The organism is Butyrivibrio sp. VCB2001 (assembly GCF_000423965.1).
GTDB lineage: Bacteria > Bacillota > Clostridia > Lachnospirales > Lachnospiraceae > Butyrivibrio.
The window spans coordinates 117,057-129,585 of the sequence record NZ_AUIZ01000001.1; the positions used below are offsets into that span (position 1 = coordinate 117,057).

Annotated in this window: 11 protein-coding genes; 2 read left to right on the forward strand and 9 right to left on the reverse strand. The window is 42.8% G+C overall.

Annotated features, from left to right (window positions below; genetic code table 11):
* Positions 1 to 363 carry an Asp23/Gls24 family envelope stress response protein gene (locus G589_RS0100540; RefSeq protein WP_022767190.1) on the reverse strand — a complete coding sequence of 121 codons (363 nt, stop codon included), beginning with the start codon at positions 361 to 363 and terminating at the stop codon, positions 1 to 3.
* 197 nt (positions 364 to 560) lie between these two features.
* Between G589_RS0100540 and rpmB the strand changes: the two genes are divergently transcribed.
* On the forward strand, positions 561 to 746 hold the full coding sequence (rpmB, locus tag G589_RS0100545) for a 50S ribosomal protein L28 (protein WP_022767191.1): 186 nt from the start codon (positions 561 to 563) through the stop codon (positions 744 to 746).
* A 57-nt stretch (positions 747 to 803) separates the two neighbouring features.
* On the opposite strand, the gene G589_RS0100550 is transcribed toward rpmB, so the two are convergent.
* From G589_RS0100550 to G589_RS0100560, 3 genes are read right to left on the reverse strand one after another with little or no spacing between them, the layout of a single operon-like run.
* Positions 804 to 1,220, reverse strand: a complete 417-nt coding sequence (locus tag G589_RS0100550; protein WP_022767192.1) for a hypothetical protein — start codon at positions 1,218 to 1,220, stop codon at positions 804 to 806.
* On the reverse strand, positions 1,217 to 1,981 hold the full coding sequence (locus tag G589_RS18370; RefSeq protein ID WP_035775037.1) for a hypothetical protein: 765 nt from the start codon (positions 1,979 to 1,981) through the stop codon (positions 1,217 to 1,219). Before G589_RS18370 ends, G589_RS0100550 begins: the two co-directional genes overlap by 4 nt.
* 17 nt (positions 1,982 to 1,998) lie before the next feature.
* Positions 1,999 to 2,883 (reverse strand): hypothetical protein, encoded by an 885-nt coding sequence (locus G589_RS0100560; RefSeq protein ID WP_026520700.1) that lies wholly within the window; start codon positions 2,881 to 2,883, stop codon positions 1,999 to 2,001.
* Positions 2,884 to 3,030: 147 nt separating this feature from the next.
* On the opposite strand from G589_RS0100560, the gene G589_RS0100565 reads away from it, so the two are divergent.
* Positions 3,031 to 7,284 carry a 2-hydroxyacyl-CoA dehydratase gene (locus G589_RS0100565; protein ID WP_026520701.1) on the forward strand — a complete coding sequence of 1,418 codons (4,254 nt, stop codon included), beginning with the start codon at positions 3,031 to 3,033 and terminating at the stop codon, positions 7,282 to 7,284.
* Positions 7,285 to 7,338: 54 nt separating this feature from the next.
* Here the strand turns inward: G589_RS0100565 and G589_RS0100570 are convergent, their stop codons facing one another.
* From G589_RS0100570 to G589_RS18375, 5 genes are all read right to left on the reverse strand, one after another.
* Positions 7,339 to 7,821, reverse strand: a complete 483-nt coding sequence (locus G589_RS0100570) for a hypothetical protein (protein ID WP_026520702.1) — start codon at positions 7,819 to 7,821, stop codon at positions 7,339 to 7,341.
* A gap of 64 nt (positions 7,822 to 7,885) precedes the next feature.
* The gene (locus tag G589_RS0100575) at positions 7,886 to 8,722 is read right to left on the reverse strand and encodes a polysaccharide deacetylase family protein (protein WP_035775039.1); all 837 of its coding nucleotides are present in this window, start codon (positions 8,720 to 8,722) and stop codon (positions 7,886 to 7,888) included.
* Between the two features lie 11 nt (positions 8,723 to 8,733).
* Positions 8,734 to 9,705 carry a homoserine O-acetyltransferase MetA gene (gene metA, locus G589_RS0100580; protein WP_026520704.1) on the reverse strand — a complete coding sequence of 324 codons (972 nt, stop codon included), beginning with the start codon at positions 9,703 to 9,705 and terminating at the stop codon, positions 8,734 to 8,736.
* Between the two features lie 31 nt (positions 9,706 to 9,736).
* Complete coding sequence (ligA, locus tag G589_RS0100585; protein ID WP_026520705.1) at positions 9,737 to 11,758, reverse strand: NAD-dependent DNA ligase LigA; 2,022 nt, start codon at positions 11,756 to 11,758, stop codon at positions 9,737 to 9,739.
* Entirely contained in the window at positions 11,727 to 12,473 is a 747-nt protein-coding gene (locus tag G589_RS18375) for a pseudouridine synthase (RefSeq protein ID WP_051192088.1), read from the reverse strand. Before G589_RS18375 ends, ligA begins: the two co-directional genes overlap by 32 nt.
* Positions 12,474 to 12,529 lie beyond the last annotated feature (56 nt).

A 12,529-nucleotide genomic window follows, 5' to 3' on the forward strand; every position in this document is an offset into this window, starting at 1 on the left:
TTAATCAATGACACGGACGCCTTCGACATAGATATTTATCTTTTCGATTTCAAGCCCCGTAAATTCTTCTACTTTATATTTAACAGTGTCAATAAGATTTTCTGATACAGCAGAAATACTAACGCCGTATGCTACAATAACATGAAAATCAAGCTTTAGTTTGTTGTTCTGGTCAAGGGTAACGTTGATGCCCCTTGTCATGGAATCAAGCTTTAAAAGACTAACAAGACCGTCCTTGACGTTTACGTTAGCCATTCCTACGATTCCAAAGCACTCCATTGCAACCGCACCAGCATACTGGGCAATAACTTCATTATCAATAGAAATATTTCCCATGTGAGTGTTAACCACTGAAGCCTTCATTATTTATCCTCCTTAATGCGTAACCTTCAAATTCGCATACATGTTTTATTATAACGTACTTTGAAAAAAAATAAACTATAAATTTTTCATATTTTGCTTGCAATCTTTTTGAATGTTTGCTAATATATCAATGTTGCGGAAATTTCCGCAGAAATTTGCTATATGAACTTTTACATGGCTTATAAGGAGGTGTCAAAATGGCTAAATGTGAAATTTGTGGCAAGGGCGTTCATTTCGGAAACAACGTAAGCCATTCTCATAGAAGATCTAACAGAGTTTGGAAGTCAAACGTTCAGCACGTAGCAGTTAAGGTTAACGGAGCTACTAAGAGAATGAATGTATGTTCAAGCTGCCTTAGATCCAACAAAGTTGAAAGAGCTTAATCGCAAAAATAAATCACTCGGATTATTCCGGGTGATTTTTTTGTGCTTATTTTTAGTTCAAACAGAAAAAGCAAAAAGCGCAAGCTTTGAAATGATAAGTTCTCTCACTATCATGCCAAGTCTTTCTTTTTCTTCGGGTTCAATTGAAGATAGCTGCTCGCAGGTATAGATCTTTTCCTTAAAGCCCTTCTCCTTCTTGTCAGGATTCTTGTACTGGGATACTCTTATCCTTCCCTTTAGCTGTTTATATATTTTGTAATCAAAACCCTCTTTGGTCAGATAGTAAAGATGCGACTCAAGAGTTGTGTCATAATCCACATCATCCTTAAGGTACTTGGTAATGATGGTCTTGAATTTGAAAGGTACCATTTCGTTATCCAGCAGTTCCTGATAATTGTACCTTGCTCCGAAATAGTATCTTTCTATATCCTGCATATAATACTTAAAATCGTCTTCGTTAACTATGTTATTCATGCCTTCTCATTCTTGCCTGTATCAATGTCTTCAATATTATCGCCGCTAAACTTAATAGCGTCGCGGATCTTCTCTTCATCCCATCCGGTCTCTTCCATCAGTTCCTCAACGGTCACTTTACGTCTAAGGTCTTCCGAAAGCTCTTTTGCCTTATCATTGACTTCGTTTACCAGGTTAAGGACCTTCTGCATTCCGGTATCTTCTGCAAGGTTCTCTTCTATTATCTTCTCCATGGCATCAAGCATAAGCTTGTATAAAAAGCTCTCAACCTCTGAAGGCTCGCCGACTGCATCAAGCATTGTCACACCCTTTGTAAGTGCCACATTGCCCTCTCCGATGAGGTCCTCGAGAAAAACTCCCTGCTCTGCGTACATTCTGGCTACATCAACAACAAGAGGAAGATAATTCTCGATAAGCTTGTCCTGGGCATTCTTGTCACCGGCGATGGCAGCCATTGATACTGCTTCCTTTTCACCGTCTGATAACTTCTCAAGGCCTTCAAGGCTCTCAAGATAGTCCTGAAGGTAGTTGTTCTCCTCAGTTGTGAGGTTATCGGAAGTATCTATAGCCTCATCTATACCGATGTTATGCTGATTCAGATATTCATACACCATCTGAAGCTGCTTCTCATCGAGATCCAGTTCAGAAAAGGCGTCATCCACCTGTTCTTTTGAAATAACATTTTTATTCTCCCTGGCAAGTCTAGTTACGTACTTCAGGGTCTCCGCAAATTCTTTTTCCTTATTATCTATGTTTCCCATAATGCTCCTAAAATGTGTTATTTAATATGCTGATGTGTAAAGAGATGATCCTGGCAGTATTCGTAATTGCCGTTGCACTTCGAGCAGAATCTGAACTCAAGATTAGGATCGTCTGTTTCGCTTCTACCGCAAACAGCGCATTTATGCCTTGTAATTCCCTTTGGTGCCATCTTTACGCTCTGTTGGAACTGAGCCCTTCTGCGATTCTCACTTGGGCGCAGGTGATGAGCTCTTCCTGTTGAAAGGTAGAACAGTCCAAGGTTGATAAACTGGAACAGGATCGCAATAAGAATCGGTATATCTCCGCCAATAATTCCACTGAAGATCGCCTCAAATCCCATGTAAGCTGCGTAAAGTATTCCAAGATACTTAACCTTAACGGGGATGATGAACATAAGAAGAAGCTGTATCTCAGGATAGCTGATGGCGAATGATAAAAATACCATTTCCTGAACATAGTAGGTGCTAAATACACCTGAGTAATACATCATCATGCTTGCAATTGCCTCTTCTCCTCTGGATCCGAATTTAAAGCAGACCCATGCATAAGAAACAAAAGCAGCCAGTATCATAAGGATCATTCCGCCGAAAATAAAGACATTATATCTAAATGCCCCGACTGTTCTCTCCATGGTAGTTCCTATGAAGTAGTACAGGTAAAGTGTAATGAGAAGCCAGATGCTAAGGGCTGTGGGCGGAAGAAGCACCCAGGATACCAGTCTCCATACCTGTCCGTGCAGGATAAGATATGGATTAAGTGTTAAATAACTCTGTATCATAGCTCCGTTTGGTAATAATTTGATGACATAACCTATGACATAAAGGACGATTATATAGAGTGTAAGGTTGTTTATGGCATACCTTCCAAACTTTCTTTCCATCTCACTTAAGAATCTATTCATGTAAAAAGACCTCTTTCCTTCTTTATTCGCCTAATCTATATTATCATATTTTGCACAATTTGTTTTCGTTGATTTTTAACCACTAGTGCATTATAATCATAGTGTTTGTCTTCTGCAACATATAATAAGAAGAAAAAGAGGTATACTATGATTTCCAAGGATTACACATTAGGTATTGATATCGGTTCAACTACCGTTAAGATCGCTCTTTTGGACAATACAAACAATATTGTATTCTCCGATTATAAAAGACATTTCGCAAACATTCAGGAAACACTCAGAGACCTTTTGGTAGAGGCCCAGGAAAAGTGCGGAAATATAACGCTTCACCCTGTTATTACCGGATCCGGCGGACTTACACTTGCCAAACACTTGGAAGTTCCCTTTGTACAGGAGGTTGTAGCTGTATCAACTTCCCTTAAGGCTATTGCTCCCAAAACGGACGTAGCAATTGAGCTTGGTGGTGAGGACGCCAAGATCATCTACTTTGAAGACGGCAATGTCGAGCAGAGAATGAACGGTATCTGCGCCGGAGGTACAGGCTCTTTTATCGACCAGATGGCTTCCCTCCTTCAGACAGACGCCACAGGTCTTAACGATTACGCAAGAAACTACAATTCACTATATACAATAGCAGCAAGATGCGGAGTATTTGCCAAGTCTGACATTCAGCCTCTTATCAATGAAGGTGCTACCAAAGAGGACCTTTCAGCATCCATTTTCCAGGCTGTTGTAAACCAGACCATTTCAGGACTTGCCTGTGGTAAGCCAATCCGCGGACATGTTGCATTCTTAGGTGGTCCTCTTCACTTCCTGGACCAGCTCCGTGCTGCATTTATCAGAACTCTTAACCTTGATGACGAGCATGCTATCAATCTGGACAATTCTCACCTCTTCGCTGCCATCGGTTCAGCCATGAATGCTGAGGAAGAGACTCACTACACCATGGATGAGATGGTTGATAAGCTCTCAGGCAAGATTGTTATGGAAGCTGAGGTATCAAGACTTGATCCCCTCTTTAGAAATGAGGAGGAGTACAAGGTATTTAAAGACCGACAGGACAAGTACCGCGTTAAGACAAGAAAGCTCGAGGGCTACAAAGGCAATGCTTTCCTTGGTATCGACGCCGGTTCAACAACCACCAAATGTGCTCTTATAAGTGAGGACGGAGATCTTCTCTACTCCTTCTATTCAAGCAATAACGGAAGTCCTCTTAAGACAGCCATTTCATCAATTCAGGAGATTTACAAGCTTATGCCCGAGGGCGTAAGGATTGCAAGAGCCTGCTCAACAGGTTATGGTGAGGCTCTTCTTAAGTCTGCGCTCCTTCTTGATGACGGAGAGGTTGAGACAATAGCTCACTATAATGCAGCTGCATTCTTTGACCCCAAGGTTGACTGTATCCTTGATATCGGTGGTCAGGATATGAAGTGCATCCATATCAAGAACAACTCAGTTGATTCCGTTCAGCTAAACGAAGCTTGCTCTTCAGGCTGCGGATCCTTCATCGAGACCTTTGCCAAGTCCCTTGATTACAGCGTTCAGGACTTCGCCAAGGTTGCTCTTTATGCCAAGTACCCTGTAGATCTCGGAACAAGATGTACAGTATTCATGAATTCACGTGTTAAGCAGGCTCAGAAGGAAGGCGCTGATGTCGCTGATATTTCTTCAGGTCTTGCATACTCTGTAATTAAGAACGCTCTCTTTAAGGTTATCAAGGTATCGGATGCCAAGGACCTTGGTGAGCACATCGTTGTACAGGGCGGAACCTTCTACAACGACGCTGTTCTTCGTGCATTTGAGATCATCTCAGGTGCTGAAGCAATAAGACCTGATATTGCCGGAATCATGGGTGCTTTCGGTGCTGCTCTTATTGCAAGAGAAAGATATGGAGAGACTGAGGATTACAAGACAACGATGCTCTCCATTGACCAGATCAACAGCCTTCAGTATTCAACAAGCATGACTACCTGCCAGGGCTGCACGAACCACTGCAGACTTACCATAAACAAATTCACAGGCGGTCGTCAGCACATATCAGGTAACAGATGTGAAAGAGGAATCGGTAAGGTCAAGAACGCCGAGGGTATTCCCAACCTCTTTGACTACAAGTACAAGAGACTCTTCGGCTATGAACCGCTTGAAGCTGATAAGGCAACAAGAGGAACCGTCGGTATCCCAAGAGTACTTAACTTCTACGAAAACTATCCGTTCTGGTTCACTTTCTTTACAAAGCTTGGATTCAGAGTTGTTCTCTCACCAAGATCAACTCATCAGATCTATGAGCTTGGTATTGAGTCAATTCCAAGTGAATCAGAGTGTTATCCTGCCAAGATTTCACACGGACATGTTGAATGGCTTATAAGACAGAATGTTGACTTTATCTTCTATCCCGGTCTTTTCTATGAGCGTGAAGAGGTTGAAGGCGCAACCAACCATTATAATTGCCCTATTGTTACATCTTATTCAGAGAACATCAAGAATAACGTCGAGGCCATTACAGGTGGTAAGATCAAGCTCAGAAACCCATTCATGGCCTTTACAAATATCGAGACCGTAACTGATGCTCTTGTAAAAGAGTTTAAGGAAATCCCCGCAGAGCAGGTGATAAACGCTGCAAAAGACGGATGGGAAGAAATGGCCGTTGCAAGAAAAGACATCCAGATAAAGGGTGAGGAAACTCTTAAATGGATGGAAGAAAATAACAGACACGGTATTGTTCTTGCCGGTCGTCCTTATCATATCGACCCCGAGATCAACCATGGTATCCCGGATATGATCTGCTCTTACGGCGTTGCTGTTCTTACCGAGGACAGTGTATCTCACCTTGGTAAACCCGAGAGACCTCTTATCGTATCAGACCAGTGGATGTACCACTCAAGGCTCTATGCAGCAGCCAGCTACGTCAGAGAGCGCGACGACCTTGATCTTATACAGCTCAACTCCTTCGGATGCGGACTTGATGCCGTTACAACGGATCAGGTAAACGATATCCTCTCAGGTTCAGATAAGATCTACACCTGCCTTAAGATCGACGAGGTAAACAGCCTTGGAAGCGCAAGGATCCGTGTTCGTTCACTCCTTGCTGCTATCCGTGTAAGAAAGCAGAAAAACCAGAAGAGAACCATCAGATCAACAGCCAATAACAGAGTGCTCTTCACAGAAGAAATGAGAAAGAATTACACTCTTCTCTGCCCTCAGATGTCACCTATCCACTTTGATATCTTAGAGCCTGCATTTGCAGCCTGCGGTTATAACTTTGTTGTTATGCAGAACGACAACAGGCATGCGATCGATATGGGTCTTAAATATGTTAATAACGATGCCTGCTACCCTTCACTTTGGGTTGTAGGTCAGATCATGGATGAGCTTCATTCAGGCAAATACGATCTTAACAGAACTGCTGTCATCATGTCTCAGACAGGTGGCGGATGCAGAGCTACCAACTACGTAGGCTTTATCAGAAGAGCTCTTAAAAAGGCCGGCATGCAACAGATTCCTGTAGTATCTCTTAACCTCTCCAAGTTAGAGGCTAATCCGGGCTTCCATATCAATGCCGAGATGCTTCAGAGAGCCGCTTACGGCGCTATATTCGGCGATGTGTTCATGAGATGCGTATATCGTATGCGTCCTTACGAGAAGGTTAAGGGATCAGTAAATGCCTGCCATGAGAAGTGGAAAAAGGTTGCGATTGACTTTGTAACCTCCAAGCATATGAGCTATACAAAGTTCCAGAAGATTTGTCGCGATATCGTTGAAGACTTCGATAAGATAGAACTTACAGATGAAGTTAAGCCAAGAGTTGGTGTTGTCGGCGAGATCCTTGTTAAGTTTGCTCCTGCAGCCAACAACCACCTTGTTGAACTTCTTGAGTCAGAAGGTGCTGAAGCCGTTGTTCCCGATCTTATCGACTTTATGCTCTACTGCTTCTACAATCAGATTTACAAGGCAAAAGAGCTTGGAACCTCCAAGAAGACTGCTCTTGTTATGCGAGGCGCTATCTGGCTTATCGAAAAGCTCAGAGTCGGTGCTACAAAGGCATTTAAAAAGAGCGTACATTTCGATCCGCCTACAAGCATCTATGAACTTGTTAAGTATGCAGAGCCTATCGTGTCCATCGGTAACCAGACCGGTGAAGGTTGGTTCCTTACAGGAGAAATGGTAGAACTTATACATGAAGGTGCAACCAATATTGTCTGCACACAGCCTTTTGGATGCCTTCCAAACCACGTTGTAGGTAAGGGTGTTATCAAACAGATGCGCCATATGTATCCCGGCTGCAATATAGTTGCCATTGACTACGATCCCGGAGCATCTGAGGTTAACCAGCTTAACAGAATCAAGCTCATGCTTTCAACTGCACAGAAGAAAGTTCAGGAAGAACACAAGAAAGTAGTTTGATATAAGGATAAAAATAATGCCACGGCAAACGCCGTGGCATTTTAATTTACGTATTTATTTAAGTTTTGCTTTTAATCTCTCGATTGCATCCTCATGCCTCTGTATTGCATAGGTTGCAGACTTGATCTTCAGCTCTGTAGACATCTTCTTTTCATGGATGTCATTACATTTCTGATAATAATCAAGGATCGACTCATCCTCAACTTCAAGGAACTTGTTAGCAATACATCCCGGGAGGACGAATTTCTTAACAACGTCTGCAAACTTAACCTCAATATACTTACCATCCTGCTTGGTGATCACACCCTCGCCGAACTTCTTGTGGTTAACCTTCATCTTAAGGGCAGATTTCTCGCCAAGAGCCTGCTCCTCTTTTTCAAGGGCAGCAAGTTCTGAATCAAGTTCTGACTGAGAAGCTGTCAGTTCCTCGATCTGTCTTGTATTCTCCTCAAGCATTTCCTTGGTCTTTTTGGTAGGTTTTTTCTTAAGATCCGTAGAATTTACGTTTGCATCTTCGTTTTCAAGATTTAGAGGCATAAGCATTCTCCTTGAAGAAAAATTATCGACTTAACATATTTATTTTAACTTATTTAAATACAAATTACAACTCCGTGGTCTTTCCTCCCTTAAGCTCAATTGACTTTTTATCCACTTCGATCCAGACACTTTTTGCATTTGGATTATACGCGAAAGTCCCGTCAACAGCGACTTGTACGCGGCTTGCAGCATCGAGGTAATCAACAATCTCTATGTTGGTTGCGTACCATATATCCGATTTGTTTTCTATTTTTTTAGAAAACTTTTCGATAATCTTCCAATTATCATCTCTCTCAAATTCGTAACTGTGTCCCCAGAGATAAAACATGTATTGATACTGGGTTTTATGATTCTTGATGAACTCCTTGCAAAGATCTTCAAGTGAACTGTCAGCATGATGGCAGGTAGGATTCCATCTTAGGAAATCTTCCGGCATTCCAAATCCGTGCGTTGAAGTTACCGTTCTTCCGTATCTTATGCCACATGCCTTAAGTGCATTTACTACATTGTCATCAACAGAGCCGTTTGGATAAGCAAGACCTCTTACCGTGTAGCCCATAATCTTCTCTAAAGCTCTTCTGTCCTCAAGTACCTGTAGAACCATCTGCTCTTTTGGTGATCTTGCGATTGTCGGATGCGTCACTGTATGGCAGGCAACCTCATGTCCTTTGTAGAGCTTTTTGTATTCATCGCAGGGGATTCTCTCATCATAGGCATTTTTGAATTTATTCTTTTCAAGCCCTGAGTTGAGATTAAAAGTGCCTCTTATGCCATGTTCATTTAGAATATCCAAAAGTCTTTTATCCGGAATCTTGCCATCATCGTAGGAAAGAGTAAGCACTTTGTGCTTTCCTTCCGGAAACTGAGTATATATGTTTCGGAGCTTTTTAGAAGCAGCCATCGTAGTTCTCCTTATTTGTTTATCTTCTGAGTAAGACCGTGCTTAGCAAGGGATCTCTTTTCCTCATCAAGGATCTGTCCCCATTTGTATGGAGTATTCTGATATACGTAGTAATTAAGCCAGTTGGTATAGAGGTTATTGGCATGTCCTCTCCATACAAGATCAGGCTTATTATCAGGATTATTATCCGGATAGTAATTTACAGGAGGCTGAATGGGAAGCCCCTTTGATAAGTCTCTCTTATACTCGGAATCAAGAGTAAGTCTGTCATACTCTGCATGTCCCATAGCAAATATCTGGCTTCCTGCCTTGTTCATGCAAAGGAATACTCCTGCAACCGGAGACTCAGCAAGGACAACCAGATCGTCACAGGCATGGATCTTGTCAGCCGGTGTCTCGGTATGTCTTGAATGAGGCATGTAAAAGACATCATCAAAGCCCCTTACAAGCGGTACCTTGCGGTTCATTACTCTGTGCTGGTACACTCCAAATCTCTTTTCAGGTAAAGGCTCTTTATCAATTCCGTAGTGATAGTAAATTCCGGCCTGAGCTCCCCAGCAGATGTGGAAGGTGCTGGTTACATTTACCTTGGACCACTCAAAAACTCTGCAGAGTTCCTCCCAGTAATCAACTTCTTCAAACTTCATCTGCTCTACCGGCGCTCCGGTGATAATAAGACCATCGTATGTGTTTTCCTTAAGCTCATCAAAGGTATGATAAAACCTGTCAAGATGATTGGGCGATGTATTTGTAGAGTGATGTGAACTCATCTGCATGAAGGATACATCAATCTGAAGAGGCGTATTTGACAGGGACCTAAGGAGCTGAAGCTCTGTATCTTCCTTAAGTGGCATCAGATTCAGGATACATATTTGGAGAGATCTGATATCCTGGTGCATGGCCCTGTTCTCATCTACTACGAATATATTCTCCTTTTCAAGTATGTCTCTGACAGGTAGATCATTTTTTACTTTTATTGGCATCTTGCTTATCTCCTTGATGTAATAATAGCTTTTATTTTAGCATATTAAGAAACTCAGCTTCATCTATGACCTTTATTCCAAGCTCATTTGCCTTGGTAAGCTTACTTCCGGCTGCTTCTCCGGCAAGCACTAGCGAAGTTTTCTTTGAAACGCTTCCGGATGCCTTTCCGCCGTTCTTGACTATGAGCTCTTCCGCTTCCTTTCTGCCAAGAGTAGGAAGTGTACCTGTGACAACGATGGTCATTCCTGCAAGTTTGTCTGAAGCATCAGCGTCCTTTATTGCCTTCATGTTAAGGCCAAGACTCTTCATTTCTTCAATTATAGCCGTATTCTTCTCATCATGGAAGAATTCATACAGATCCTGGGCTGTTGTCTGACCTATATCAGGAAGACTCATAAAGCCGTCTACAGTAACTCTCTCAAGGTCTGAGAGATCATCAAAGTGCTTCATTATCTCTCTGGCAGTGGATTTGCCGACATTTCTGATTGCAAGTCCGGTAAGGAGCCTCACGGGATCATTTTCTTTTGATTTTTCAATCTCTGCAAGGAGCTTATCCGTGTTCTTCTCTTTTCCGATAAGTCCCTTTTCTATGAGCTCATCTCTGTGGTCTCTTAAATGATAAATATCAGCGTAGCTCTTAAGATATCCTTCACTTACAAGAGCATCTATAAGAGTATCTCCAAGTCCCATGATGTTCATAGCATCTCTTGATACAAAGTATGCTATGGTTCTTGTCACCTGCGCCGGGCAGTTGGGATTGATGCATCTGATATCTGCTGTATCTTCTTCTCTTACAAGATGGCTTCCGCATACAGGACAGGTCTTAGGTGCCTCAAATACTACAGAAGGCTCCTTGACACAGCCGTTAAGCTTCGGAATGATCTCTCCGCTCTTAAAGAGCTTGTAATGACCGCCAATACCGATCTTCATATCTGTGATGTAGTCCTGATTATGGAGAGTCGCCCTTGATACACTGGTTCCGCAGAGCCTTGCAGGCTTACCTGTCTCGGCGTCGTGAAAGCTTCCGGTAAATGTGAGTTTACCTGTTCTACCGACATCAACCAGAATCTCATCCATCTCAATAACTCTCTCTTCAGGAGGATACTTATATGCAATGTGTCCGCTAGAATACTTGGAACCTGCAGGGAAATCATCTCTCCAGGCTGTGTTATCCACCTTTACAACCGCTCCGTCAAGGTCAAAATCCAGATCGTTTCTCATCTCGCCGATGATATTTATTGCATCTATTACTTCTTCTGCGCTCTCGCAGGCCTTGTGAAAGACGCATCTTACGCCTGCCTTTTCAAGGATTTCCATGCCTTTGACGTGAGAGGCTTTTATCTCATCCGGACCGTCCTGTACGTTAAATACGAACATCTTAAGGCCACGGCTTCTTGTTACTTCCGGATCAAGCTGACGAAGAGTTCCTGCAGCGAGGTTTCTTGGATTTGCAGCCAGCTTTTTACCTGCTTTTTCCTGCTCTTCGTTAAAGGCCTCAAAATCATCATGGGACATATATACTTCTCCCCTGAGTTCCAGATACTCATAGGGAAGGTCCAATGTCTTTTTCACATCAGGGATTACAAGGGCATTGGCTGTGACATCCTCGCCGATAAGGCCGTCACCTCTGGTCTCAGCCATAGTCAGATGAAGCTTGCCATCACTCTCATCCCTGTTATAACGCAGTGACATACTAAGGCCGTCAATCTTCTGCTCAACAGAAAATACAGCTCCGGGGTGCCTTCCATGGACCTTGTTTACAAAAGCTGCAACATCCTCAGTATTAAAAACATCTTCAATTGATAACATTGGAACGTTGTGAGTTATCTTGACACCGGCTTCTCTCTTTGCTGTTCCACCGATGATCTGACTGGGAGAATCCTTTGTAACGAGCTCCGGATTCTCTCTTTCTATGGCCTTAAGCCTTTGCATGAGCTGATCGTACTCATAGTCTGAAATCTCAGGTGTATCCTGATTATAGTAGAGGTCCATATGGTGCTTTATGGTTTTTACAAGCTCCTCATACTCCCTTTTTATCTCTTCTGTTGCCATTTTTCTCCCCCAATTTTGTATCTCTGTATAGTTTTGCCACTTCTTCATCCGTAAGGCTCTCGTACTCCCCGGCCTTAAGGTTGTGGTTCTTAAGTTCAACGCACATTACGCGAATTCTCTTTAGGCTCACAACTTCAAAGCCGAGTTCGTGGCACATTCGCCTTATCTGCCTGTTAAGCCCCTGTGTCAGTATTATGTTAAAAGACCTTGTTCCTGTCCGTTTAACTGTGCATGGCCTTGTGGTCCTGTCCAGGTCTTTCAAATATACTCCAAGAGACATTTTCTTTAAAAAGTCCCCGTTTATATCCTTGTTAACGGTAACCTCATACTCTTTTTCGTGCTTGTTGGAACCCTTCATCATAGCCTGGATAAGGTCTCCGTCGTCGGTCATGATAAGAAGTCCTTCGCTTTCCTTATCAAGCCTTCCGGCATAGGTAACCCTGTCTGAAAACCCAAGGTCATAAATGACGGTCTTCTCCGCATGGGAATCCCTGGTGGTGCATACAACTCCCACTGGCTTATAGTAGGCAAGGTAACTGTGTTTCTCCTTGGCTTCTATTACTGTCCCATCAAGACAGACTGTGTCCGTTTCAGATACATCCTGTCCGGGTGAGGGAAGCTCTCCATTGACCGTTATCCTTCCCTCAGCTATTAACTTGTCAGCTTCTCTTCTGGAGCAAACTCCGCAGGAAGAAATGTACTTGTTAAGTCTCATGGATCATCTGCCCTACAAATAAAAAAGGAACGGCATTTTTCTTTGCCGTTCCTCTA

What these genes read in the sequence shown, in the direction of transcription:
- G589_RS0100540 (WP_022767190.1), bottom strand. Translation starts at nt 363, where the DNA reads ATGAAGGCTTCAGTGGTTAACACTCACATGGGAAATATTTCTATTGAT.
- rpmB (WP_022767191.1), top strand. Translation starts at nt 561, where the DNA reads ATGGCTAAATGTGAAATTTGTGGCAAGGGCGTTCATTTCGGAAACAAC.
- G589_RS0100550 (WP_022767192.1), bottom strand. Translation starts at nt 1,220, where the DNA reads ATGAATAACATAGTTAACGAAGACGATTTTAAGTATTATATGCAGGAT.
- G589_RS18370 (WP_035775037.1), bottom strand. Translation starts at nt 1,981, where the DNA reads ATGGGAAACATAGATAATAAGGAAAAAGAATTTGCGGAGACCCTGAAG.
- G589_RS0100560 (WP_026520700.1), bottom strand. Translation starts at nt 2,883, where the DNA reads ATGAATAGATTCTTAAGTGAGATGGAAAGAAAGTTTGGAAGGTATGCC.
- G589_RS0100565 (WP_026520701.1), top strand. Translation starts at nt 3,031, where the DNA reads ATGATTTCCAAGGATTACACATTAGGTATTGATATCGGTTCAACTACC.
- G589_RS0100570 (WP_026520702.1), bottom strand. Translation starts at nt 7,821, where the DNA reads ATGCCTCTAAATCTTGAAAACGAAGATGCAAACGTAAATTCTACGGAT.
- G589_RS0100575 (WP_035775039.1), bottom strand. Translation starts at nt 8,722, where the DNA reads ATGGCTGCTTCTAAAAAGCTCCGAAACATATATACTCAGTTTCCGGAA.
- metA (WP_026520704.1), bottom strand. Translation starts at nt 9,705, where the DNA reads ATGCCAATAAAAGTAAAAAATGATCTACCTGTCAGAGACATACTTGAA.
- ligA (WP_026520705.1), bottom strand. Translation starts at nt 11,758, where the DNA reads ATGGCAACAGAAGAGATAAAAAGGGAGTATGAGGAGCTTGTAAAAACC.
- G589_RS18375 (WP_051192088.1), bottom strand. Translation starts at nt 12,473, where the DNA reads ATGAGACTTAACAAGTACATTTCTTCCTGCGGAGTTTGCTCCAGAAGA.